The 24,480-nt window shown below is 57.3% G+C and carries 29 protein-coding genes; 15 read left to right on the top strand and 14 right to left on the bottom strand.

The features are described 5' to 3' along the window. Positions 1–19: 19 nt before the first annotated feature. The 7 genes from AC2FGB_RS05730 to AC2FGB_RS05700 all read right to left on the bottom strand — a co-directional run bounded on the left by AC2FGB_RS05730 (position 20) and on the right by AC2FGB_RS05700 (position 4,364). The gene (locus AC2FGB_RS05730) at positions 20–391 is read right to left on the bottom strand and encodes a succinate dehydrogenase, hydrophobic membrane anchor protein (protein WP_142635498.1); all 372 of its coding nucleotides are present in this window, start codon (positions 389–391) and stop codon (positions 20–22) included. Positions 392–402: 11 nt separating this feature from the next. After that, entirely contained in the window at positions 403–786 is a 384-nt protein-coding gene (sdhC, locus tag AC2FGB_RS05725) for a succinate dehydrogenase, cytochrome b556 subunit (protein WP_142635496.1), read from the bottom strand. A 199-nt stretch (positions 787–985) separates the two neighbouring features. Beyond that, positions 986–1,648, bottom strand: a complete 663-nt coding sequence (locus AC2FGB_RS05720) for a DUF1194 domain-containing protein (RefSeq protein ID WP_496693577.1) — start codon at positions 1,646–1,648, stop codon at positions 986–988. 50 nt (positions 1,649–1,698) lie between these two features. Next, the gene (locus AC2FGB_RS05715; protein WP_496688975.1) at positions 1,699–2,727 is read right to left on the bottom strand and encodes a MaoC family dehydratase; all 1,029 of its coding nucleotides are present in this window, start codon (positions 2,725–2,727) and stop codon (positions 1,699–1,701) included. Beyond that, positions 2,727–2,933 carry a DUF1737 domain-containing protein gene (locus tag AC2FGB_RS05710; RefSeq protein ID WP_142635490.1) on the bottom strand — a complete coding sequence of 69 codons (207 nt, stop codon included), beginning with the start codon at positions 2,931–2,933 and terminating at the stop codon, positions 2,727–2,729. Before AC2FGB_RS05710 ends, AC2FGB_RS05715 begins: the two co-directional genes overlap by 1 nt. Before the next feature lie 12 nt (positions 2,934–2,945). Next, positions 2,946–3,500 (bottom strand): NnrU family protein, encoded by a 555-nt coding sequence (locus AC2FGB_RS05705; RefSeq protein ID WP_496693576.1) that lies wholly within the window; start codon positions 3,498–3,500, stop codon positions 2,946–2,948. Positions 3,501–3,506: 6 nt separating this feature from the next. Beyond that, positions 3,507–4,364: an HpcH/HpaI aldolase/citrate lyase family protein gene (locus AC2FGB_RS05700; protein WP_496688979.1), complete on the bottom strand. Its 858-nt coding sequence runs from the start codon at positions 4,362–4,364 to the stop codon at positions 3,507–3,509. 171 nt (positions 4,365–4,535) lie between these two features. On the opposite strand from AC2FGB_RS05700, the gene AC2FGB_RS05695 reads away from it, so the two are divergent. Continuing rightward, positions 4,536–4,835 carry a hypothetical protein gene (locus AC2FGB_RS05695; RefSeq protein ID WP_496693575.1) on the top strand — a complete coding sequence of 100 codons (300 nt, stop codon included), beginning with the start codon at positions 4,536–4,538 and terminating at the stop codon, positions 4,833–4,835. On the opposite strand, the gene AC2FGB_RS05690 is transcribed toward AC2FGB_RS05695, so the two are convergent. Then, complete coding sequence (locus AC2FGB_RS05690) at positions 4,832–5,587, bottom strand: sulfite exporter TauE/SafE family protein (protein WP_271948427.1); 756 nt, start codon at positions 5,585–5,587, stop codon at positions 4,832–4,834. The genes AC2FGB_RS05695 and AC2FGB_RS05690 overlap by 4 nt on opposite strands. Before the next feature lie 161 nt (positions 5,588–5,748). On the opposite strand from AC2FGB_RS05690, the gene mdh reads away from it, so the two are divergent. The 13 genes from mdh to lpdA all read left to right on the top strand — a co-directional run bounded on the left by mdh (position 5,749) and on the right by lpdA (position 18,875). After that, the gene (gene mdh, locus AC2FGB_RS05685) at positions 5,749–6,711 is read left to right on the top strand and encodes a malate dehydrogenase (RefSeq protein ID WP_142635480.1); all 963 of its coding nucleotides are present in this window, start codon (positions 5,749–5,751) and stop codon (positions 6,709–6,711) included. 69 nt (positions 6,712–6,780) lie between these two features. After that, on the top strand, positions 6,781–7,629 hold the full coding sequence (locus tag AC2FGB_RS05680) for a putative nucleotide-diphospho-sugar transferase (protein WP_185956640.1): 849 nt from the start codon (positions 6,781–6,783) through the stop codon (positions 7,627–7,629). 216 nt (positions 7,630–7,845) lie between these two features. Then, on the top strand, positions 7,846–9,039 hold the full coding sequence (gene sucC / locus AC2FGB_RS05675) for an ADP-forming succinate--CoA ligase subunit beta (RefSeq protein WP_496693574.1): 1,194 nt from the start codon (positions 7,846–7,848) through the stop codon (positions 9,037–9,039). 82 nt (positions 9,040–9,121) lie between these two features. After that, the gene (locus tag AC2FGB_RS05670) at positions 9,122–9,523 is read left to right on the top strand and encodes a hypothetical protein (protein ID WP_058281906.1); all 402 of its coding nucleotides are present in this window, start codon (positions 9,122–9,124) and stop codon (positions 9,521–9,523) included. Positions 9,524–9,536: 13 nt separating this feature from the next. Continuing rightward, positions 9,537–10,418: a succinate--CoA ligase subunit alpha gene (gene sucD, locus AC2FGB_RS05665; protein WP_496693573.1), complete on the top strand. Its 882-nt coding sequence runs from the start codon at positions 9,537–9,539 to the stop codon at positions 10,416–10,418. 204 nt (positions 10,419–10,622) lie between these two features. Further along, positions 10,623–10,871, top strand: coding sequence for a hypothetical protein (locus tag AC2FGB_RS05660; protein ID WP_142635470.1), 249 nt, complete (start codon positions 10,623–10,625; stop codon positions 10,869–10,871). A 27-nt stretch (positions 10,872–10,898) separates the two neighbouring features. Beyond that, on the top strand, positions 10,899–11,441 hold the full coding sequence (locus tag AC2FGB_RS05655; protein ID WP_425596244.1) for a DUF805 domain-containing protein: 543 nt from the start codon (positions 10,899–10,901) through the stop codon (positions 11,439–11,441). A 57-nt stretch (positions 11,442–11,498) separates the two neighbouring features. Next, entirely contained in the window at positions 11,499–12,197 is a 699-nt protein-coding gene (locus AC2FGB_RS05650) for a sulfotransferase family 2 domain-containing protein (protein WP_281972552.1), read from the top strand. 37 nt (positions 12,198–12,234) lie between these two features. Then, positions 12,235–15,192, top strand: coding sequence for a 2-oxoglutarate dehydrogenase E1 component (locus AC2FGB_RS05645; RefSeq protein ID WP_496693572.1), 2,958 nt, complete (start codon positions 12,235–12,237; stop codon positions 15,190–15,192). Between the two features lie 2 nt (positions 15,193–15,194). Beyond that, positions 15,195–16,697 carry a 2-oxoglutarate dehydrogenase complex dihydrolipoyllysine-residue succinyltransferase gene (gene odhB, locus AC2FGB_RS05640; RefSeq protein ID WP_496693571.1) on the top strand — a complete coding sequence of 501 codons (1,503 nt, stop codon included), beginning with the start codon at positions 15,195–15,197 and terminating at the stop codon, positions 16,695–16,697. A gap of 2 nt (positions 16,698–16,699) precedes the next feature. After that, entirely contained in the window at positions 16,700–16,969 is a 270-nt protein-coding gene (locus AC2FGB_RS05635) for a hypothetical protein (protein WP_142635953.1), read from the top strand. 43 nt (positions 16,970–17,012) lie between these two features. Beyond that, entirely contained in the window at positions 17,013–17,402 is a 390-nt protein-coding gene (locus tag AC2FGB_RS05630) for an MAPEG family protein (protein ID WP_142635462.1), read from the top strand. 84 nt (positions 17,403–17,486) lie between these two features. Beyond that, a complete protein-coding gene (gene lpdA / locus AC2FGB_RS05625) occupies positions 17,487–18,875 on the top strand; it encodes a dihydrolipoyl dehydrogenase (protein WP_142635460.1) in 1,389 nt (462 codons plus the stop codon). Positions 18,876–18,891: 16 nt separating this feature from the next. On the opposite strand, the gene AC2FGB_RS05620 is transcribed toward lpdA, so the two are convergent. Further along, complete coding sequence (locus AC2FGB_RS05620; RefSeq protein WP_142635458.1) at positions 18,892–19,470, bottom strand: TetR/AcrR family transcriptional regulator; 579 nt, start codon at positions 19,468–19,470, stop codon at positions 18,892–18,894. Between the two features lie 99 nt (positions 19,471–19,569). Between AC2FGB_RS05620 and AC2FGB_RS05615 the strand changes: the two genes are divergently transcribed. Then, entirely contained in the window at positions 19,570–20,163 is a 594-nt protein-coding gene (locus AC2FGB_RS05615; RefSeq protein ID WP_142635456.1) for an NAD(P)H-dependent oxidoreductase, read from the top strand. Between the two features lie 102 nt (positions 20,164–20,265). Here AC2FGB_RS05615 and AC2FGB_RS05610 read toward each other — a convergent pair whose 3' ends face one another. The 5 genes from AC2FGB_RS05610 to AC2FGB_RS05590 all read right to left on the bottom strand — a co-directional run bounded on the left by AC2FGB_RS05610 (position 20,266) and on the right by AC2FGB_RS05590 (position 24,318). Further along, positions 20,266–21,318, bottom strand: coding sequence for a sterol desaturase family protein (locus AC2FGB_RS05610; RefSeq protein ID WP_496693570.1), 1,053 nt, complete (start codon positions 21,316–21,318; stop codon positions 20,266–20,268). A gap of 91 nt (positions 21,319–21,409) precedes the next feature. After that, on the bottom strand, positions 21,410–22,015 hold the full coding sequence (locus tag AC2FGB_RS05605) for a pyridoxamine 5'-phosphate oxidase family protein (protein WP_496693569.1): 606 nt from the start codon (positions 22,013–22,015) through the stop codon (positions 21,410–21,412). Further along, complete coding sequence (locus tag AC2FGB_RS05600) at positions 22,002–22,742, bottom strand: lysophospholipid acyltransferase family protein (protein ID WP_496693568.1); 741 nt, start codon at positions 22,740–22,742, stop codon at positions 22,002–22,004. Before AC2FGB_RS05600 ends, AC2FGB_RS05605 begins: the two co-directional genes overlap by 14 nt. After that, a complete protein-coding gene (locus AC2FGB_RS05595; protein ID WP_496693567.1) occupies positions 22,742–23,644 on the bottom strand; it encodes a cell division protein FtsX in 903 nt (300 codons plus the stop codon). Before AC2FGB_RS05595 ends, AC2FGB_RS05600 begins: the two co-directional genes overlap by 1 nt. After that, a complete protein-coding gene (locus AC2FGB_RS05590; protein ID WP_142635446.1) occupies positions 23,641–24,318 on the bottom strand; it encodes a cell division ATP-binding protein FtsE in 678 nt (225 codons plus the stop codon). Before AC2FGB_RS05590 ends, AC2FGB_RS05595 begins: the two co-directional genes overlap by 4 nt. Positions 24,319–24,480 lie beyond the last annotated feature (162 nt).

The following is a 24,480-nucleotide window of genomic DNA, read 5'->3' as shown; positions in this document are numbered from 1 at the left end:
TATTCCTTACCGCGCATCATCACAGGGCGAGTTTCACCAGGGCGAACAGCCCCGCAACCATCAGCGTGTAGCCAAACGCCCACATCGCAACCAGCGTCACTTTTTCGGCGACACCATGGATATAGTCTTCGATGGCCTCCTGCGCTTCGTACATCAGCTGCAACAGGGCAACGATCAGTGTCAGCGCGCATACGATCGCCGGGAAGGGGCGACTGAAATAAGCCAGAACCTCTTCGTAGGTTCCGCCCAGACCGGCACCAAATGTGAAGATGAAGAGAGGAATCAGAACAGTCAGGATCATGGCCCGGACCATTGTGTTCCAATGTGTTTGGGTTCCGGATTTGCCCGCTCCCAGACCCTCGGCGCGTTTACGGTCAGTCAGGTATCGCATCGAACGTCTCCTTAAACCACAAGAACGGTGATGATGGTCAGGATCGTGGCACCAACGAACATGCCCCATCCCAGCTTTTCAGATAGATCGACATCCAGGCAGTAGCCGAAATCCCAAAAGACATGACGCAACCGGCCCAATGTGTGGTACCACAAACCCCAGGCCGCTCCGGTCATGACAAGATCACCGAACCAGCTGCGCAGAAACCCGTCTATGCCTGCAAAGGCCGCCTCAGAGGTTGCCGCCGCCAACAGCCACCACACCACAAGTGCTGCGATTGCGAACACGGCCAATCCAGTCATCCGAACCATGATCGACGACAGAGACGTCATCTGTGGGCGGTAGATGCGGATATGCGGTGAGAGCGGGCGGTTGCCCCGATTTACATCGCTCATGGCGGCTCCTTTTCGGTTGGCTTCCGAAGGTTTTACTGGTTTTTGCGACACTGTCACGTGCTGCAGCCGCAAAAAAGCTCAGAATTCGCGCAAAATGACAGATTAAGCGATAAAGTGATCACACAAAATATTCTTGTGATCACAAATCAAATCAGACGAAACAGATGTTAGCGCCTGCAGCTCCGAATCCCTGCCACACTTATTTCAGACCGGCCGTTTGCTGGGTCACTTCCCGCAACAGTTTCTTTCGGATGCGGGCCGGATAATCCTCGAACCCGGCCGCCGAAACGACAAACGCTCCCTCACCTACAATGACGTTCTCAAAGAAATAGGCCGTCAAGTCGGGTTCGCTTTCCTCGATGGCGATGGCATTTACCGTGACACCTTTTCCACGCAACACATCGTGAATCTCGGACGGTTCAACCCCTTCGTTGGAAACCCCATCACCCGAAATATCAATCAGGTGCCGTTTGCATTCGGTTACCTCGCTGAAACTGGACATTGTGGTCTCAAGCGCCTCACCGATTGCAGTCGAAAAATTGCGCCAGACTCTGGCATCCGCAGCCACCTGTCTGGCGAAGCTATCTATGGCTTCAAAGCTATCCATAGGTGTCCAGGGGATCGTCACCTTCTGACGAGAGGCTCCGGTCCATTGGACCAGCATCAACCGCGCATTCCCGCGCACCAGCGCCTCGGAGACGATGGGGTCACGCAATCCAGCGGCCAGGCCGTCCATTTGTATGCGGTATTCGTTCGAATCCACCGATCCCGAGACATCAACGGCCAGAGCCAAAGCAAGATCACACGCCTCGGCGGTCGGGGCCAGAAAGAAACAGGCGACGAAAGAGCGAAGCAGAGACATGGTTGCAGCCTAGCACGAATATTGCAGGCTGCGTTCAAATGAATGTGGGGTCAGACTGGCATCAAAGCCCAGTAGTCGAGGTCCAACAGAACGTTGGGCAGATATCGGCCATCGTCATTTTTCAACTCGAATGGCTCTCCACCCTTCGTGGCGACCAGCCGCAACCGGACCGCCCCAACGCCGGGGATGCCAGTTTCGGCTTTGTCCAGCACCTCAGACCAGGCCTTAATGGTATCGCCTGAGAAGCAAGGGTTGGCATGGGCGCCACCGTTCAACCCGACGATCATCTGCGCATTTGCCAATCCATTGAACGACAGGGTCCGCGCCATCGAGATCACGTACCCGCCATAGATAAGACGGCCTTCGGGGCGGAAGGTCAGATCGAAATGAACCTTGGCAGTGTTCTGCCAAAGCCGCGTGGCCAGCATATGCTCGGCTTCTTCCACGGTGACGCCGTCCACATGATCAATCTTTTCACCAATCGCGTAATCGCCCCACCGATGCGCCTCACCGGCCTGAACAAATTCATAGGAGGAAAAGTTCAGCCCTTGTGGCACTACCAGATCCTGAGGCTCCAGCGCCTGTTTCAACTCGGGCACCACCGTGTCCGGGGCGGGCGCGTCAGGGTTCGATTTGCGCACCATCACCCAGCGGACATACTCAATAACCACCTCATCGCGCTGGTTCAGGCCACGGGTTCGCACCCACACAACACCGGTTTTTCCGTTCGAGTTCTGCTTGACCCCAATCACTTCGGATTCCGACCGCAGCGTATCGCCGGGATAAACCGGCTTCAACCAACGCCCCTCAGCATAGCCCAGATTGGCCACTGCATTCAGCGATACATCAGGGACAGTCTTGCCAAACACCACGTGAAACGCCGCCAGATCATCGATCGGGCTTTGCGGCAGGCCACAATTCCGGGCGAACTCATCCGAGGAATACAGAGCATGACGCGCCGGATAGAGCGCATGATACAACGCCCGTTCGCCATCGGTCACGGTGCGAGGCACCGCGTGGTGCAGCACTTGCCCTACAGAATAATCCTCGAAGAAACGGCCCGGATTGGTTTTTGCCATTATTGCTGTCCCAGTTTCATTTCAGGGGAATAGTCGGTCGCAACCTCTTTGGTCACGGCCTGCGCACAACGCATCACGTTGTTTGCAGTGTCAAAGGCATAGGACGGGTCGCCATACAGCTCCCACCCTTTTGCCAGCGCGTCCGACACTTTGTGACAGAAGGCTGCGGTGTCTTCCTCGGTCAGCAGACGATAGAGTGTTGCCATGTTGTCAAACCTTTATGAACCAAACGGCGACGGGCCGACCAACCCGTGAATATAGCCGATAATGCCCAGCAGAACGATCGACGCGACAAAGAACATCGCATCCTTGCCGTAAGTGCCCGGCTCGCCCGGTATCCAGTCCGGCTCGGATTTGTTGATCACGATCACTTCGACCACCGCCCAGGCCAGCAAGCCGCCGAACAGGACGATTGAGGCCAGATCACCATTGACCAGCAAATGCGCAAAGGCCCAGAGCTTCATGCCGCCCAGCATCGGGTGACGCAGCTTGTTCAGCAGACGACCCTTTTGGCCTGCGGGGCTCATCATATAGATAGCGATCAGCACCAGCAGGTTGTTGACGTGGATCAGAAAGGTCGGCGGCGACCATATTGGGATGAAATCGGTCATGCGATAACCGAAGATCATCAACAGGATTGACGCCAGCAGCGCCAGCGCCACCGCGCCCGCACCGCCTTTGCCCATCGCCGCGCGCTGGTCCGGCATCACGCGTTTGAACAGATGTGCGGCCCACCAGAGCGCCACACCAAGAATCAGAAGAACAAAGCCCATGCTGGCTTACCCCGCTTGCAAAGCTGAAATCGCCTCTGCTTTTGCCAGAGTTTCACGGGCGGTTGCAACGTGCAGGTTTTCCACGATCTTGCCATCGACGACCGCGACGCCCTGCCCTTGTGCTTCGGTCTCTTCAAAGGCGGTGATCTGGCGGCGGGCCAGATCGATTTCCTCATCCGATGGGGCGAAGGCGTCGTTGGTGACATCGACCTGTGCGGGATGGATAAGGGTCTTGCCGTCAAAGCCCATATCGCGGCCCTGCGCGCATTCGGCCGCCAGGCCTTCGCTGTCCTTGAAGGCGTTATAGACGCCATCTACGATGATCAGCCCCTCGGCCTTCGCGGCTAACAGGCACAGGCCCAGCGACGTCTGCAACGGCAGGCGGTCTGGGCGGAACCGTGTCTGCAATTCCTTAGCCAGATCGTTGGTGCCCATGACGAAGCCCGCCATCTGCGGATGCGCGGCAATTTCGGCGGCGTTCAGCATCCCGCGCGGCGTCTCCATCATGGCCCATATCGGCAGCTCACCGGTTATTGCGGCCAACGCATCCACATCTGCGGCAGAATTCACTTTGGGCAGCAGAACCACATCCACGTCCATGTCCCGCACGGCTAGGGCATCGGCCCGGCCCCATTCGGTATCTAGGCCATTGATTCGTACGATCTTGACCCGCGCCCCATAACCGCCAGCAGCCAAGGCAGCCCCCAGCGTTTCGCGCGCGTTGTTTTTTTCCTCCGCCGCGACCGCATCTTCGAGGTCAAAAATAACCGCATCAACAGGCAGGTTGCGGGCCTTGTCCAACGCCCGGTCTTTGGAACCGGGAATGTACAATACGGAACGGTAGGGTCGCTGACGGGAGTCCATTGGCTTCGGCCTCTTGAAATAATGTTGCGCAGAATGGGGCATTTTCTGCAGGAAAGTTCAAGCGTAAACTTGCCGCACCGCAGCATTAACGACGCAACGTGCGTTCCTTTAACCGTATTTCGGTCTGCACCGGTCACCGTCTTGGCAGATCGCAATCAAAAGGGTTCACCGATGAGCAAGACGCTGTTCAATATGACAATGGGGCTGGGTATCATGGTTCTGGCCGCCCAGCAGGTGCAGGCTCAAAGCTGCGCCCCCCGCGACGAGGTCATAACTCGACTGGCCGAGACTTATGGCGAAACGCGTAAGAGCATTGGCATCGCCCGACAAAGTGCGGTGATGGAAGTCTTTGCCTCTGATCAAAGCGGAAGCTGGACTATTACGGTGACATTACCGGATGGAATGACCTGCCTTGTGGCTTCGGGCCAGTCCTACGAAGATATGGCCGAAGCACTGCCGCCCAATGTCTAGCTCAGGGCCTCCCAGATCAGTTTTGTTCCGGTCAGCATCAGCAAAACGTAGGCAATACCGAAGAACAGGCGTTCGGATATCATGAAATGCGCGCGCACACCTAGCCATGCACCAAGCACGGCAAATGGAGCCAGCAACAAGTCGGCCAGCGCAGTGTGCCATGTGAACAGACCCAGATAGGCATACGGAATGAATTTAGCGACATTGATGACCCAGAAGACCAGCACTGTGCTCGCCTGAAACTCGGTTTTAGACAGACGCTGCGATATCAGATAGACGGCGGCGGGTGGGCCGCCCGCATGACTGACAAAGCTGGTGAATCCGGCGACCAACCCCGCAAGAATTCCCGCAAATGGCGGCAGGCGATTGGCAAAGCCGCGGATCCAGCCCTTTCTCTGGGCCACATGCCAGATCACGAACCCCACTGAAATCCCTCCGATCAGCAGGCGCAGAAGGTCGTCATTCGTGGCGCGATACAGCCAGGCGCCCACAGCCACACCCGGCACTGCCCCCACGATCAGCAGGCGTGAATCCGGCCAGCTCCAGCGTTTCCAATAGGGGCCCAGCGTAGCGACGTCGATTACCATCAGAATTGGCAACATCAGTGCAAGCGCCTGTCCCGGTGTCAGGATCAGTGCCAGAATCGATGACGCGGCAAACGCCACCCCCGAGCCGAACCCACCCTTCGAGATGCCGGCGAAGATCACAGCAGGGATCGCCACGGCAAAAAACATCAGGTCCATCTCGAACATGCGGCGTCCCGTAAATATGCATGAGTCACAGGCGGTTTAGCGCAATCGGTAGGAGACATGCAAACGGTATGCGGTGGCATGCCGCGCCGCAGAAGGCTTGCGCAGCGCCGGTTTTAGGACTAGCAAAACCGCGATTTCAATACCGACCGGAGATTTTCCAAATGGCCAGACCCAAGATCGCGCTGATCGGCGCAGGTCAGATCGGCGGCACGCTCGCCCACCTCGCAGCAATGAAGGAACTCGGTGACGTCGTGCTGTTCGACATCGCCGAGGGCACTCCGGAAGGCAAGGCGCTGGATATCGCAGAATCCGGCCCTTCCGAAGGGTTCGACGCCAAGCTGAAAGGCACCCAGTCCTACGAGGACATCGCAGGCGCCGACGTTTGCATCGTCACCGCAGGTGTCCCACGCAAGCCAGGCATGAGCCGTGATGACCTGCTGGGCATCAACCTGAAAGTCATGAAGTCGGTCGGTGAAGGCATCGCCGCCAACGCGCCCGATGCTTTTGTCATCTGCATCACCAACCCGCTGGACGCGATGGTCTGGGCTCTGCGTGAATTCTCGGGCATGCCGCACAACAAGGTCTGCGGCATGGCGGGCGTTCTGGACTCAGGCCGTTTTGCCCACTTCTTGTCGGAAGAATTCAACGTGTCCATGCGCGACGTCACTGCCTTTGTTCTGGGTGGCCACGGCGACACCATGGTTCCTTCGGTTCGTTATTCTACCGTTGCGGGCATCCCGCTTCCTGATCTGGTCGAGATGGGCTGGACCACACAAGAGAAACTGGACGCAATCGTGCAGCGCACCCGAGACGGCGGGGCTGAAATCGTTGGCCTGCTGAAAACAGGTTCGGCTTTCTATGCGCCTGCCACATCGGCAATCGAAATGGCCGAAGCCTATCTGAAAGACCAGAAACGCGTCCTGCCCTGCGCCGCTTATTGCGACGGAGAGCTGGGTGTCGAAGGCATGTATGTCGGCGTCCCCACCGTGATCGGCGCAGGCGGTATCGAGCGTATCGTCAACATCAAGCTCAACGAAGAAGAGCAGGCTGGTTTCGACAATTCGGTCAACGCCGTGAAGGGCCTGATCGAAGCATGCAAAGGCATCGACAGCTCTCTGGCCTGATCCGTCTTATACGGTTAAACAGAACCCGGCTCACCCATGGTGGGCCGGGTCATTTTTTGGAAGATTGCCATGTCGTCTCAGGGATTTGTCATTGCCGCAAGCGGTAAGGATTACATCGAAACAGCGGTGGCAGCGGCTCGGTCGTTAAAGGTCGCCATGCCGGATGTACCGGTCGACCTGTTCACCGACCTCGAAAACATCCCGGGAACAGAAGTGTTTGACCAAATCCACATGCTGGACAAAAGCTGGTTCCGACCCAAGTTCGAAAGCCTTGTGCGGTCCCGGTTCGAAAAGACGGTCTATTTGGATGCCGATGTGCGCTGTCTGGCAGATATGTCGGATATCTTCACCGTCCTAGAGCAGTTTGATATCGCGATGGTCCATGACCCTTTGCGCAACTCGGCCCATGCGCAACGTGTTTGGAAAACTCCGCTGCCCAACGCATTTCCCCATCTCAATGGCGGGCTGGTTGGAATTCGCACTTCGGACGCAGTGCTGGATTTCCTGCGAGATGTACAAGAGACTATCATCTCGGAAAACCTGACCTCAGATCAGGCGCTGATCCGCGAAAAGCTGTTTGCCAGCGCGTTGCGACTGGCAGTTCTGCCACCCGAGTACAACTTCCTCGATTATCGTCAGGCCGAGATGTTCGGTTTTCTGCACAGCGCCCCGCGCCTGCTGCATCACTACAAATTTCACAGCCGTCATGACAAGCGGCTGGACAGCGCTAGAACTGTCGCCGGTTTGGTAGGGCCCGATCTCGAACGTCATATCAACAGCCTTATCGAAGCCGACGCACAGCTCACGCCCGGCGCGTCGAAAAAAGTCCGACCACTGGTCGACAAAGGCTTGTTGGGCAAACTGCGCAAACTGGTGATGTCTGTGAAAAAGGGTATCGTCCGCCTCAGACGCGGATAGGTTAGCGCTAGCTTGAAAACGTCATATTCTATTGGGTGAATTTCCTGCCGAATCAACGCTCAATACCAGCTCAAGTTTTGTGATCACACCCTGAAAAGCTGTGATCACAAATAATGAAAATCTTCGTGAAAAACCTCCTTTACGTCAAAAAAGCCTTTAAACTTACCCCTTAGACACGCCTATATCGGTCAATCGTAGTCAGACGGGACAGTTTCGATGAACATTCACGAATATCAGGCCAAAGCGCTTCTTCGCAGCTATGGCGCCCCGGTTTCCGACGGTCGCGCGGTCCTGCGCGCCGAGGAAGCTAAAACCGCAGCCGGTGAGTTGGACGGACCTCTTTGGGTCGTCAAAGCGCAAATCCACGCGGGCGGCCGCGGCAAGGGGTCTTTCAAAGAATCCGATGCCGGGGAAAAAGGCGGTGTCCGTCTGACTAAGTCGGTTGAAGAGGCCGCGGAGGAAGCCAAAAAGATGCTAGGCCGCACACTGGTCACCCATCAGACCGGTCCCGCGGGCAAACAGGTCAACCGCATCTATATCGAGGCCGGTTCCGGCATCGAACGCGAACTGTACCTGGCCCTGCTGGTAGACCGCCAGACCAGCCGCATCTCATTCGTCTGCTCGACCGAAGGCGGCATGGATATCGAAGAGGTGGCCGCAGCCACGCCTGAGAAAATCTTGTCCTTCTCGGTTGACCCAGCCACCGGTTATCAGGCCTATCACGGCCGCCGCATCGCCTTCTCGCTGGGTCTGCAGGGCGCACAGGTCAAACAATGCGTCAAACTGATGAGCCAGCTCTATGCCGCCTTCGTCGAGAAGGACATGGAAATGCTGGAAATCAACCCGCTGATCGTGTCCGACAGCGGCGACCTGAAAGTGCTGGACGCCAAGGTCGGCTTTGACGGCAACGCGGTCTACCGCCACCCCGACATCGCCGAGCTGCGCGACACGACCGAGGAAGATCCCAAGGAACTCGAAGCTTCCAAATACGACCTGAACTACATCGCGCTGGATGGTGAGATCGGCTGCATGGTGAACGGTGCCGGTCTGGCGATGGCAACGATGGACATCATCAAGCTCTACGGTGCTGAACCTGCCAACTTCCTCGACGTCGGCGGCGGCGCCACCAAAGAGAAAGTCACCGAAGCGTTCAAGATCATCACCTCGGACCCGCAAGTCAAAGGCATTCTGGTCAACATCTTCGGCGGTATCATGCGCTGTGACGTCATCGCCGAGGGCGTTGTCGCCGCGGTGAAAGAGGTCGGCCTGCAGGTTCCGCTGGTCGTGCGACTGGAAGGCACAAATGTCGAAAAAGGCAAAGAGATCATCAACACCTCTGGCCTGGACGTGATCGCAGCGGACAACCTGAAAGACGGTGCCGAGAAGATCGTGAAGGCGGTTAAGGGGTGAGGGCCAATCCGGGGCTTTTGCCCCGGCAAACGCTCCAGCGGTGCGTTTGAGGCACGAACGGGCGGAGCCCCGGGGGTATGTGATGCAATATGTAGAAGCCTTCAATTCACTTGGGTACGAAGTTCCAAATCCACGTCAGGATTGGAGCGCCGAGAAAGATGATGGAGTCTGCATCACACTCTGGAAATCCGAAGTTCAATGGACCCCTGTACCTCCGCGTCTTGATCTTTGGACACGGGGGACGCCTGGCTCAACTGATTGGGAAAACCAACCCGGACACAAAAAGCGCGCAAATCACGTTGAGCGTGCAGTTTCGGAGTTCGATGGTTGGGTAGATGTGATCGTAGTCAATGGTGTTCCCGGACAAGGATATGGCGCTGCTGATCCTTGGTTGCCCGCGCAGCGCGCAAACCATGGTTGGCGCATCCAAGAATTCGATAAGGCGACGGGCTTCTTTTCTGTCGCCGCAGAGAAACTGAAATAGGAGACTCCTAAAAATGGCAGTCCTCATCGACGAAAATACCAAAGTGATCTGTCAGGGCTTTACTGGCTCGCAGGGCACATTTCACTCTGAACAGGCCATCGCCTATGGAACCAAGATGGTCGGCGGCGTGACCCCCGGCAAAGGCGGGATGGAGCATCTGGGCCTGCCCGTGTTCAACTCGGTCCACGAAGCCAAGCACGTGACCGAAGCCAATGCCTCGGTGATCTATGTTCCGCCACCCTTTGCGGCTGACTCGATCCTCGAAGCGATTGACGCCGAGATGGAAGTGATCGTCTGCATCACCGAAGGCATCCCGGTTCTGGACATGATGAAGGTGAAGCGCGCGCTGGAAGGTTCGAACTCGCGCCTGATCGGCCCGAACTGCCCCGGTGTCATCACGCCCGACGCCTGCAAGATCGGCATCATGCCCGGCCACATTCACAAGCGCGGCTCGGTCGGCGTTGTGTCCCGCTCGGGCACTCTGACCTATGAGGCCGTCAAGCAGACCACCGATGTGGGTCTGGGTCAGTCCACCTGCGTCGGCATCGGCGGCGACCCGATCAAAGGCACCGAACATATCGACGTGCTGGAATGGTTCCTGGCCGATGACGAGACCCACTCGATCATCATGATCGGTGAGATCGGTGGCTCGGCCGAAGAAGAAGCCGCGCAGTTCCTGGCGGATGAGGCCAAGAAGGGTCGCTCCAAGCCGACCGCCGGTTTCATCGCAGGCCGCACGGCCCCTCCGGGCCGCCGCATGGGCCACGCGGGCGCGATTGTCGCCGGTGGCAAGGGCGGTGCCGAGGACAAGATCGAAGCCATGCGCTCGGCCGGTATCGTCGTGGCCGAAAGCCCGGCGCAGCTGGGTGAGGCTGTGCTGGAAGCGATTGGGTGAGCTGTGACTCCCTGTTGCCCATATGAGCTGAGGGCGGCGCCCAACTGCGGGTGGGTGCGAAGCACCTGCCCGTCAATTCTTTGGTTTGCCTTCGGCAAAACGGGGTGGACGGACGCTGCCCGGCGATGCCGCTGGGCAGGACTCGTTGTAGCGGTCGCCTGCTTAGGTAACCTAGCCAGCGCCGACGCATCTAGTGAAGCACCGATGGATCAATTCATCGTTCGCGCCATTCCTGGCGTCACAGGTGGCTCGACAAAAACATTGGGCGATGACCGCATCTCATTTACTTATTTGAGCATTCGTGTCGACGATGAAGAGTTGCAAGCAGCTGCCGATTTTTGGTGCTCGCAATTTGAAGGATCCGCTAGACTTGTTTCCGATACTTCGGTCGGCAGCTCACTTCTGCTATTTGAACGCCGCCAGTCAGTTTTCGACTGCCCGGTCCAAAATTAGGGGCAAGGCATGAGCCAAACAACAACCATGACCTTCTCTGACGCCATCCGCACCTGTTTCGCCAAGTTCTTCACCTTCTCAGGGAGGGCCTCGAGGCCCGAATACTGGTTCTTTTTCCTGTTCATCCTGATCTGGAGCATTATTGCCGGGATCATAGACGCGCAGTTCTTCACGCAAGTCGCTGTGACTGAGACCGAGACGTCCAGATCCGTGTCCGTCACGTCTTCGCAGCCTGTGCAGGGCATTGTTGGTCTAATCGTGTTCTTCCCGCATCTGGCCGTCGCATGGCGGCGGATGCATGATACCGGGCGCAGCGGGCTGTATGCGCTGCTGCCAATCCTGCTGTTCTTTGGCGCCGGGGCCGTACTGGTCTTTGGCATCGGCCTCGCCTCGCATTTCCAGCATGGTGGCAATCTGGACATCCTGTTCACCCGCGCCACTTTGCTGATCGTCATTCCGACGCTTCTGATCCTGTTTGTGTCGCCCCTCCTGGTCCTATGGTGGCTGACCCGCCCCAGCCAGCCAGGCACCAACCAATACGGTCCCAATCCTTCAGAGGTCCCTCAATGAACCTGCTGAGCGTAAACTCTCTACAAGCGGCCCCTGTGGCCAGAAAGGCCATCTGACATGGTTTTGGTTTGCCATGAGCACAAATTCATCTATCTCAAGACGACGAAGACTGCGGGAACCTCTACCGAGATAGCGCTACAGCCTTTATGCGAAGAACCCGGTCTTCCGCGGCTTGAAAATGGGCAAATCCGCGTATCGAAATACGGTATTGTCGGTGCTCGTGGGAAAACTGCAGGTTTGGTCCGGCCAAAATGGCAGTTTTGGCGCAAATACGCATGGCGCAACCATATGCCTGCGAAACAGGTTCGAGCCAATCTTGGGTCAAAGACCTTTGATTCCTATACAAAGATCGCCAACGTACGAAATCCTTTCGATCGTGCTGTATCCGACTACCACTTTCGGAAACATCAGCAAGGATTGCCCTCGGAAGACCCGCAGACCGAAATTGCTCAGTTCAAAGAGTTCATCCGGTCAAAGGCCTGGGGCAATAACTGGGAGATAGTCTCGATCAACAACAAGCTGATCGTGGACAAGTTCGTCCGCAAGGAAAACCTGCAGTCAGATCTGAAAGAGATTTATCGCTCCTTTGGGCTGCCGGAAGACAGCTTTGAATTGCCGCACGAAAAGTCGATGGCCGAACGACGAAAAGGCATTCCAGTGCCCGATTATTTCGACGCAGATACGATAGACATCGTTCGACGAAGAATGACCTGGGTATTCGAGGCCGGAAACTACCCCGAAGATCCGCAAGACTAAATCCTACCAAATCCGAAATCGCATTTGAGGTCCTACAATGACCGAACATTCGCCCAACTCTGCCTTCCACGCCTCAAGCTTTATGCAGGGGCATAATGCCGAATATCTGGAGCAGCTCTACGCCCAGTATACCAAGAACCCCGGCGCGGTGGATGCCGCCTGGGCCGAGTTCTTCAAGGCCATGGGCGACGCCTCGCCTGATGTCCAGCGCGAGGCCGAGGGGCCTTCGTGGGCGCGGTCCGACTGGCCGCCGATGCCGACGGATGATCTGACCGGTGCGTTGACTGGCGAATGGGCCGAGATCGACGCCAAGGCGGCGGGCAAGAAGATCAAGGAAAAAGCCGCCGACAAAGGTGTTGCCGTCAGCGAAGACCAGATTAAGCGCGCAGTTCTGGACAGTCTGCGGGCGCTGATGCTGATCCGAGCCTATCGTATTCGGGGTCATCTGGCCGCCGATCTGGACCCGTTGGGCATGCGGGCTGCCAGCACGCATCCGGAATTGGACCCCAAGACTTATGGGTTTACCGATGCCGATATGGATCGCCCGATCTTTATCGACAACGTGCTGGGCCTGCAGATGGCCAGCATGCGCCAGATCGTCGAGATCGTGAAACGCACCTATTGCGGCACCTTCGCGCTGCAATACATGCATATTTCGAACCCGGAAGAGGCTGCCTGGCTGAAGGAACGGATCGAAGGCTATGGCAAGGAAATCGCGTTCACCAAAGAGGGCCGCAAGGCCATCCTGAACAAGATGGTCGAGGCCGAAGGGTTCGAAAAGTTCCTGCACGTGAAATACATGGGCACCAAGCGCTTTGGTCTGGACGGCGGCGAAGCACTGATCCCCGCGATGGAACAGATCATCAAACGCGGCGGGGCCCTAGGCCTAAGCGATATTGTCATCGGCATGCCACACCGCGGACGTCTGAACATTCTAGCGAATGTAATGGCCAAGCCATACCGCGCCATCTTTAACGAATTCCAGGGGGGCAGCTTCAAGCCTGAGGACGTGGATGGCTCGGGCGATGTAAAATACCACCTAGGCGCCTCAAGCGACCGCGAATTTGACGGCAACAGCGTACACCTGTCATTGACCGCTAACCCAAGCCACCTTGAGGCGGTGAACCCTGTTGTTCTGGGCAAGGTCCGCGCCAAGCAGGATCAGTTGAACGACACCGACCGGACCAGAGTCATGGCCATTCTACTGCATGGCGATGCGGCCTTTGCCGGTCAGGGTGTCGTTGCCGAAGGATTCGGCCTGTCCGGCCTGCGCGGTCACAGGACCGGCGGCACCATGCATATCGTGGTGAACAACCAGATCGGCTTTACAACCGCACCGCATTTCTCGCGCTCCAGCCCTTATCCCACGGATATCGCACTGATGGTTGAAGCCCCGATCTTCCACGTGAATGGCGACGACCCCGAGGCGGTGGTACACGCAGCCAAGGTTGCGACCGAGTTTCGCCAGAAGTTCCACAAGGACGTGGTTCTGGATATATTCTGCTATCGCCGGTTCGGGCATAACGAGGGCGACGAGCCCATGTTCACCAACCCGATCATGTACAAGAAGATCAAGACCCATAAGACCACGCTGTCACTATACACGGAACGGCTGGTCAAGGACGGGTTGATCCCCGAAGGCGAGATCGAAGATATGAAAGCCGCCTTCCAGGCCCATCTGAATGATGAGTTCGAAGCCGGCAAAGACTATAAGCCCAACAAGGCCGACTGGCTGGACGGGCGTTGGGCGCATCTGGATAAGAACAAAGACGAATATGTTCGCGGCGATACTGCGATTGCACCAGAAACCCTGGCCGAGGTTGGCGCATCGCTAACCCGGGCCCCCGAGGGATTTGCACTACATAAAACTGTCGGCCGCCTGCTGGACCACAAAAAGCAGATGTTCGAAACCGGCAAAGGCTTTGACTGGGCCACGGGTGAGGCGCTGGCCTTTGGGTCATTGCTGACCGAAGGCTATCCAGTTCGCCTGTCGGGACAGGACGCAACGCGCGGTACGTTCAGCCAGCGCCATTCCGGCTTTATCAATCAGGAAACTGAAGAGCGGTACTATCCACTGAACAACATCCGGGCTGGTCAATCACAATATGAGGTGATCGACTCGATGCTGTCGGAATACGCGGTTCTGGGCTTTGAATACGGCTTTTCCCTGGCTGAACCCAACGCTCTGACCCTGTGGGAGGCGCAATTCGGCGATTTCGCCAACGGTGCGCAGATCATGTTCGATCAGTTCATCAGCTCGGGCGAAAGCAAATGGCTGCGCATGTCCGGTCTGGTGACCCTGCTGCCGCACGGGTTCGAAGGGCAAGGGCCTGAACACTCGTCCTCGCGTCTGGAACGTTTTCTGCAGATGTGTGGTCAGGACAACTGGATCGTAGCCAACTGCACGACGCCTGCGAACTACTTCCACATCCTGCGCCGTCAGCTGCACAGAACCTTCCGCAAGCCGCTGATCCTGGTGACACCGAAATCGCTGTTGCGCCACAAGCTGGCGATCAGCACGGCCGAGGATTTCACCACCGGCTCCAGCTTCCACCGGGTGCTGTGGGACGACGCGCAAAAGGGTAACTCGGACACAACCCTGGTCAATGATGACAAAATCAAACGGGTCGTGATGTGTTCCGGCAAGGTCTATTTCGACCTGCTGGAAGAGCGTGACGCGCGCGGCATCGACGATGTCTATCTGATGCGGATCGAACAGTACTATCCGTTCCCCGCGCATTCGCTGATCAATGAACTGGAACGGTTCAAGGGAGCCGAAATCATCTGGTGTCAGGAAGAGCCCAAGAACCAGGGGGCGTGGTCCTTTATCGAACCCAATATCGAATGGGTCCTGACCCGGATCGGCGCCAAGAATACCCGCCCGGTCTATGTCGGCCGCGCCACCTCGGCCTCGCCTGCAACGGGTCTGGCCAGCCAACATAAAGCCCAACAAGAAGCGCTGGTGAACGAAGCGCTGAGCATTGAAGGAAAGTAATGATGTCCATTGAAGTTCGTGTTCCCACGCTGGGCGAATCCGTTACCGAAGCCACCGTTGCCACCTGGTTCAAGAAACCCGGTGATGCAGTCGCGGTCGATGAAATGCTGTGCGAGCTTGAAACCGACAAGGTCACGGTCGAGGTCCCCTCACCCGCCGCTGGCGTGATGGGTGAGGTTGTCGCCGCCGAAGGCGAAACCGTTGGTGTTGATGCCCTGCTGGCGACAATCGTCGCCGGAGAAGGCGCCGCCCCAGCCCCAGCCGCCGCGCCTGCGCCTGCCGCAGCACCGGCAGCCTCGGGCGGCAGCGTTGATGTGATGGTGCCCACGCTGGGCGAATCCGTGACCGAAGCGACGGTCTCGACCTGGTTCAAACAGGTCGGTGACAGCGTCGCACAGGACGAGATGCTGTGTGAGCTGGAAACCGACAAGGTCTCGGTCGAGGTTCCCGCTCCTGCGGCGGGTGTTCTGGCAGAAATCGTTGCCCCTGAAGGCGCAACTGTAGACGCCGCTGCCAAGCTGGCGGTGATCTCGGGTTCAGCAGCAGGGGCAGTAGCCGCTCCGGCAGCGGTTGCACCTGCAAGCGGAAGTGATTCCGTTGGCGGCAAAGATGTGGCCAATGCACCCTCGGCCGAAAAAGCCATGGCCCAGGCTGGCCTGTCCGCCGATCAGGTCACGGGAACCGGACGCGACGGACGTATCATGAAGGAAGATGTGGCCAAGGCAGTCGCGGCCCCAGCGCCCGCTGTCGCGGCACCCGCACCTGCGATCCAGGCGCCACGCGCACCCGTTGCTGCACAGGATGCCAGCCGCGAGGAACGTGTGCGCATGACACGCCTGCGCCAGACCATCGCCAAACGCCTGAAAGACAGCCAGAACACCGCCGCCATGCTGACCACCTATAACGAGGTGGACATGACCGAGGTGATGGCCCTGCGAAACCAGTACAAAGACCAGTTCGAGAAGAAGCACGGCGTCCGTCTGGGCTTTATGTCCTTCTTCACCAAGGCCTGCTGTCATGCACTGAAAGAAGTGCCCGAAGTGAATGCCGAGATTGATGGCACCGACATAGTCTATAAGAACTTTGTGCATATGGGTGTCGCCGCAGGCACGCCGACCGGTCTTGTTGTTCCGGTCATCCGTGATGCGGATTCGATGTCATTTGCCGCGATCGAAAAGGCCATCGCCGAAAAGGGCAGGCGCGCCCGTGACGGCAAGCTGAGCATGGAAGAAATGCAGGGCGGCACGTTCACCATCTCGAACGGCGGCGTCTATGGCTCGCTGATGTCCTCGCCGATCCTGAACCCGCCGCAGTCGGGTATTCTTGGTATGCACAAGATTCAGGACCGTCCGATGGCCATCAACGGTGAGGTCAAGATCCGCCCGATGATGTATCTGGCTCTGTCCTATGACCACCGGATCGTGGACGGCAAAGGTGCTGTGACCTTCCTAGTGCGCGTGAAAGAGGCGCTGGAAGACCCACGTCGTCTGCTGATGGATCTATAACCATGGCAACTCATGTTCTCTGGCAGGCTGACGTTGCCGATTTCGATGTCTGGTTAAAGGTGTTTCGCGAAGACAAGCCAATGCGGGAGGCTGCGGGTATCCGCGACCTCCACATCTGGAAAGACCCCGATCAGCGTGATCATGCCGTTGCAATGTTTGAGGTGGTTGATCTTGAAAAGGCCCTGAGTTTCTTTGATTCCGAGGAATTGGCCATGCATCACGAACGTGGCGGGATCGCGCATATTCAGGTGAAGCTTCTGACGCCAGTTTAAACCGATTTATCGCATCCGTTCCTAGTGCGAGGAAACAAACTGAATGACCACGGAATTGACCGTCTTGTCGCTGGCAGCCCTTCTTTGGGTCGCTCAATTTGTCGCCTATTTGATCTCTGGCCACGGTAAGGTCGATGTGCTGCACGCGTTGGGACCTCGTGATACCCCGTTTGACAAACCTGCTGCAATGGGACGTCTGCACCGTGCACTTAGCAACCATTCCGAAGGGTTGGTTTTGTTCTCTATCGCATCTTTGGTCATTACGACCTCGGGGCAATCCAGCGCTTTTACTGCCGCCTGTAGTTGGGTCTACCTGATCGCACGCGCTTCCTATGTTCCGGCCTATGCATTTGGCTGGACACCATGGCGTACGGTGATCTGGATGATCGGGCTGCTGGCGACCACTGCAATGCTGTTGGCAGCTGTGTTTTGATTCGAGCTGCCGCATAGATTATTCAATGGGGGTGCATTGCGCGGACAAGCGCATCCGACCCCACCAAATACAAGGACCGGACAAATGGCAAACTATGACGTCATCGTAATCGGAGCAGGCCCCGGCGGCTATGTCTGCGCCATCCGCTGCGCGCAGCTGGGGTTGAAAACCGCCGTGGTCGAAGGGCGTGAGACGCTGGGCGGCACTTGCCTCAACGTGGGCTGCATTCCGTCCAAGGCGCTGTTGCATGCCAGCCATCAGCTGCACGAGGCCGAACATAACTTTGCCAAGATGGGCCTCAAGGGCAAAAGCCCTTCGGTCGATTGGAAGCAGATGCAGGCCTATAAGGACGAAGTCATTGACGGCAACACCAAGGGCATCGAATTCCTGTTCAAGAAGAACAAGATCGACTGGCTGAAAGGCTGGGGTTCGATCCCGGCCGCTGGGCAGGTCAAGGTGGGTGACGAGGTGCATGAAGCCAAGAACATCATCATCGCGTCCGGGTCCGAGCCATCCGCGCTGCCCGGTGTCGAAGTGGACGAAAAGGTTGTCGTGACCTCGACCGGTGCGTTGGCGCTGGGAAAAATCCCGAAAAAAATGGTCGTCATCGGCGCAGGTGTGATCGGGCTTGAACTGGGCTCGGTCTACAGCCGTCTGGGCGCCGAAGTGACAGTTATCGAATTCCTCAAGGAAATCACCCCGGGCATGGACCCTGAGGTTCAGAAAACCTTCCAGCGCATCCTCAAGAAACAGGGCCTGAACTTTGTCATGGGTGCTGCGGTGCAAAAGACCGAAGCCACCAAGACCAAGGCCAAGGTAACTTATAAGCTGCTGAAGGATGACAGCGAGCATGTGATTGACGCCGATACCGTCCTTGTCGCTACTGGGCGCAAACCGTTCTCGGATGGTTTGGGGCTGGACGCTTTGGGTGTTGAAATGACACCCCGCGGTCAGATCAAGGTAGGCGCCGATTGGCAGACCAACGTCCCCGGCATCTACGCCATCGGCGACGTGACCGAAGGCCCGATGCTGGCGCATAAGGCCGAAGACGAAGGCATGGCCGCTGCCGAACAGATTGCGGGCAAGCATGGGCATGTGAACTATGGCGTCATTCCGGGCGTGATCTACACCTGGCCCGAGGTCGCCAATGTCGGCGAGACCGAGGCGACGCTCAAGGAACAGGGCCGTGCCTATAAGGTCGGAAAGTTCATGTTCATGGGCAATGGCCGCGCCAAGGCGAACTTTGCCTCGGATGGTTTCGTCAAGATTCTGGCAGACAAGGAAACCGACCGCATTCTGGGCGCGCATATCATTGGCCCGGCTGCGGGTGATTTGATTCACGAGGTCTGCGTGGCGATGGAATTCGGCGCCTCGGCCGAAGATCTGGCGCTGACCTGTCACGCGCATCCGACATATTCCGAAGCGGTGCGTGAGGCGGCCCTGGCCTGCGGTGACGGGCCAATTCACAGCTAAAAAAGGACCCCGGTGACTAGGTCGCCGGGGTCAACCATGCATCGAGATAGACCCTCAACCGGTCGGTAAAACCGGTCGAGGCGTGCAAGGCGCAGAACTTAAGGGACATGGCCTGAATGGCAAAGGCCTGAACACCTTCGGCCAACAGCTCGGTCGGAATGTCCTGTCGGACATCCGCAGCGTCAAGCCACATCATCACCACACGAAAGTAGCGCTCAAAGCAATATGCGATCGGTCCGATATCGGCGATAGCCGTCGCCCCCGAATATCTTATCAACAAGTCAAAGACATACCGTTCGGATGTCATGAAGCTGTGAACCGGCTGCAGGGCGGTCATGATATCATTCACCGATTTGGGCGCTGTCCCAGCCTCGGCCTGATCGAGGCAGGCATTCAGCCGATCTGCGATCAGAAGCTCCATCAAGGCATCCTTGTCGCGAAAATGCGCGAAGAACGTCCCTTTGGCGACGCCAGCGCTCTGGACGACCTCTTCTACCCTCAGCGCCTCGTATCCGCTGTTTTCAATGAGCGCCTCGGCAGCCGCCAAAAGCCGGGCCCGAGTTTTGAGAGTTCGTTTCTGGGGTGGTTTTTGCATATGGTTTGCTCGCATGTTTTCTGACCATGGTCAAATTTTTATTGACCGCGGTCATTTTCTGATTCTATAAGTGACCACGGTCATTTTCAGGAGAGCCCCATGCAACCGAAGAAAATACTCGTCCTCGACGGACACCCCGCCGATAGCAGCCTGTCGCGGACCTTTGCTGAAACTTATGCCGACGCCGCCCGAGGCAAGGGACATGACGTACGTCTAGTCCATCTGAGTGAGATGCAGTTCGACTTTGATTTTGGCCAGGGCAATTATCACGATTTCAAACCGCTAGAACCGGTTCTTGAGCAGGTATTGCAAGATTTCGAATGGAGCGAGCATCTGGTCTTGACCACACCAATGTGGTGGGGCGGATTGCCCGCAAAACTCAAAGGTCTGATCGACCGGATGTTCATCCCCGGACGCACCTTTGACACGCGAAACACCACTAAGATTGGATTGCCCGCCCCGATGCTGAGCGGACGCACCGCGCGCGTCATTCTGACATCAGATACGCCGGGTTGGTTCATGCGCCTGATCTATCGCCAGGCCCTGATCCGCCAGGTACGCGATCAGATATTGGGATTTGTTGGCTTCAAGCCGACCCGGTTCACCTATTTTGCCGGGGCAAGTTATCCCAAACCGGGTCACGTGGACCGCTGGGTCAGCAAGATCGCCAAGATCGGAGCCGCCGCGGCTTGAGGGCGTTTGCGTCACTATGCCCAGCCGAAACCACCGCCAAGGCGTTGGCGGACACAGGCGATCAGCGGATCACGTCAGGCCGGCAACCACCTCAGATGCTCGCTATTTGACCGAATGGCGACTGGCGGCATCTGCATCGGGCGCTTGGTAAGACGTTGGCCGCCGTTTCTTGTTCAGAATACGCCACGCATCTCTGAACGGCAGGAAATAGAGCTTCATGCAGGTGTCCATCTCGTGACCCTTGTCCTTCTCGGTCACGCCGAATTTTACGTCCCTGTTATCCTCGGGCATGATGTAGGTGCCGAACAACACATCCCAGAACGGAAACATGAAGGCGAAGTTTTTGTCCAGATGGTCCGGGTGGCAACTGTGATGCACGTGGTGATGCGCAGGCGAGGGAAAAACTTTCGACCACACACCCGGCCAACGCAACCAGATATGGGAATGTCGCAGATTATAGCCTCCGACATTGAACAAGAACATCAGCACCGGCACGCCCAGCAATGCCGGCATGTTCGGCTGGTACCCTAACAGTCGAAACGCAAACCCGGTTACTGCGCCGGCACCAAACCCAATCGCAACATTGTAGAGGATATTGTCTATCGGATGTTCGCGAAAATTCGACAACGGGTGCATCACCTCGGCGCTGTGATGAACTTTGTGAAATTGCCACAACAGCGGGACCTTATGCTGCAGGTAATGGGCTGCGTAGCCGATGAAATCCATAATCAGGAATAGAATGAGCATGTAGGTGAAGGTAGCCAAAGCCCCCAACCAGCCAACCAAGGGCTCTGCCCGGGGTGAGTAATTGGGGTCAAGCCCACCGCTTGCCCATTGATAGGACAAGGCGGCTGATCCGGCCAGCAGACCCAATATCAGGAAATGCCCGATCAGTTTGTGGAAAAAGAAATAGCGGATATCGAGCCATGCAGAAGGATGGTTCCAGACCTTGCGGGGAAACAGGAACCCCAGAAAGCTGCTCTCTCCGTCTACATGTGACGCGTTTCTGCGCTTCACGGCATAGATGGCGAAGGCAATCAGCAGAGAACTGCCGACATAGACATAGAAAATCCGGTTCGTGGGATCCAAAGGAGACGTAAACACATAGCGGGCGTGGTTCAGGAAAGAATCCCAAACTGAACTAAGCTGCTCCATTGACGGCTCCTGTATTCTGTATTTGCCTCACGGTTATCTACTTACTTACCCGTGTGACGATTCTTTGACCAAACCTTGATAAGTAAACAGGCTACCACATCGTTTTTGCGGCGCGTTGCCCCCAGGCCTCATCATATTGCGTGCCACCTTCCTCGCCGTCTGACGCTTCGGCCAGGATTTCACCCATTGTCGGCAATATGGCGGCTTCGTCCCCGCTGCTCCAAGTCCGCGCACGCATCAGCGCACGGGCACACTGAGTGTAGACCTCTGTAATGTCGATGACGATCACGGTGGCCGGAAGCCTGCCTTGTTTTTCGAACCGGGTTCGAAGGTCTTGGTCCGCTGTCAGTCGGGCCGACCCGTTGACGCGCACAACATTGTTCGACCCTGGGACCATGAACATCAAGGACACACGCGGATCGCGCACGATATTGCGCAAGCTGTCCAGCCGGTTGTTTCCGCGCCAGTCGGGCATCGCCAATGTCTTTGGATCCAGTTCCAGAATCACCGGACCATCATCGCCACGTGGGCTGCCATCGACCCCTTCGGGCCCAACCGTACTGAGTACGCATAGCCGCGAAGCCATGACCCATTGCCGGTACAGAGGCGTCAACCGGTGCGCTACTTTACGCAATGATGGGGCGCCCGGTGCGCTGTAATGTCCCTGGAGCGTTTCGATATCGTCAATGAACTGCATCAGGATCAAACCCCACTTCTGTCATCAAAGCGTTCGAGCGCGTCTCGATCACATCTTCCAATCGGTCCAGAAAGCGCGCACGTTCGACGCCGGGTTCGATCGGATCAAGGAAGTCGACGATCGCAAGGCCGGGTTTGCGCATCACGCCGCTTCGGGGCCAGAACACTCCGGCATTTGTTGCAACAGGTACGCAAGGGATTCCCAAGCCTTCGTACAGGACGGCAGTTCCAACCTTATACGGTTTGTGAACGCCTGGCGCGACACGGGTGCCCTGCGGATAGATCACCAACTGGCCAGGTTCTGTAAATTCCTTCGCCACATCCTGGACCATCTTGGCCACAGCGGCGCCCTTCTTGCCGCGATTGACCGGGATGCACCCTAGGCGGCTTGCGTAAAGCCCAATGACTGGCGTCCACAGCAATTCGCGCTTCATAATGAACTTGCCATGAGGAATCGCGCTAAAGATCATGATGATATCGAGGAAAGACTGGTGTTTGGCCCCGATGACCACCTCGTCCACTGGCACAGTCCCGCGAATTTCGCATCGAATACCAACCATCCAACGCGCCAGCCACATGGTTGTGCGCGCATAGGTCTTGCATGCATGCAGCGCTCCGCGCTTTGCAAACATGGCGTAAGGAGCAAACACGAGGCCAAGGACCAGCATCCACATGTAGATCACGATCATGAAGACCAGTGAGCGGATCCATTGAATTGGAGTGGCCATTACGAAAGCTCCTTCAATTTGCGGTTTGCCGCAGTCCATGTGGCTAGAAAGGCCACCGCAGCACCCAGTACCGGGATGAGGGCTGGCAACAGCCACCCTGCCCCCTGAAAGCCCAGGCCCGTCAGAAAGCCGCCCTCGTCCGACGATGCCTCGGGCAGCAACAACACACCTGTCATTCCGAACAGCACACCAACCATCGCGCCAAAAAATGCGCGGTAGGTGAAGCGGCGAACAAACGCATTGGCAATAAATCGATCCCGGGCCCCGACAAGACGCAGCACCTCGATAATCTGCGCGTTGGCTGCCAGCGACGCATTGGCCGCCAATGTGATCATGGCGGCGGTCGCTCCGCCAATCAGAAGGATTGAGACCCAGCCAAGCCTCCGGAGCGAGCGGGCCGCATCAACCAAAGGTTCGCGCCAGCGCGAGTGGTCGTCCAGAACGGCTCCGGGCACCTCGGCCCCAAGACGCAGGTGCAATCCTGCTGCATCCAGACCTGGCTCACCTTCGACAATTTCGATCAACTGCGGCACGGGCAGCGTGTCCAGTGGCAAATCCGGGCCAAACCAGGGCGACAACAGCGCAATCTGCTCCTCGATGGTCAACGCCCGGGCAGAGGCGACACCGGGTGTTTGCGACAGCACCGTCAGCGCGGTTTCAGTCTGGGCGGCCATCTGGTCGGCCGGGGCATTGATCCGCACCGTGGCAGCGCCGGCAAGTTCGCTTGCCCAGCGGTCTGCCACTCGCCCCGACGCCAATGACAGAGCCAGCGCGAACACCGCAAGAAAGCCCATCGCACCGGACACGAACAGTGTGAGATGTGCAGTATAGCCAGTGGGCGGAACAACCCGATCGGCACGACCATCACGTTTCAACAGGTTGCGGAAGGTTTCCACGTTCATAGATCCGCCCCCGCCAGTTGAATTTGGCGCTGCGAGATGCGCAAAACACGCGCCTGCACCTGGCTTTTCGCCGCACGGATCAGGCTAAGATCATGGGTCGCAATCAAGACTGTCTTGCCCATCTTGTTCAACTCGACCAGCAGGCGCAAAAGGCGCTGAGACATTTCCCAATCCACATTGCCCGTCGGCTCATCGGCCAGCACGACATCGGGCGACAGCATCACCGCACGGGCCAGCGCCGCACGCTGGCGTTCACCGCCTGACAGCTCTGGTGGCAGCGCGTCAAGACGCGCACCCAGCCCGACCCAGTTTAACAGATCTGACAGATCTGTTTGCTCGGCAATTTCCGCCTTACCGGATACCATCAACGGCAAAGCGACATTCTCGGCCAAAGTCATGTGATCCAGAAACCGGCAATCCTGATGCACCACACCTATCCGGCGGCGCATCAGGGCCATCTGATCGCGGTTAAGGCGGGCGATATCCTGATCGAACACGCTCAGCCTTCCCGATGTGGGCAGCAATGCGCCATAGCAGAGCTTTAACAGGGTTGTTTTGCCAGCACCGGACGGCCCGGTCAGGAAATGAAACGACCCCGGTTGAAGCTTAAGCGATACGTCGCTCAGCAATTCACCTCCACCATAGGTGTAGCTGACATGGTCCAGCTCGATCACGGGGGCCCCCAATTTTTGTGCCGCTCTTCTTGCCCCAGCGCGGTTCAGGTTTCAATGCCCGTACCGGGTCCAAATGGTGACACTTGGCCCGCGAAACCGAAAACGCGCTTTGCTGTTTGGTTCTAACGGAATATCATTCTTAAAAAAACTATTATCAGGCCA

This window comes from Ruegeria sp. CDSC021, from assembly GCF_059610845.1.
The sequence above is the reverse complement of the archived record's forward strand: the minus strand, read 5'-3'. Positions and strand labels throughout refer to the sequence as shown.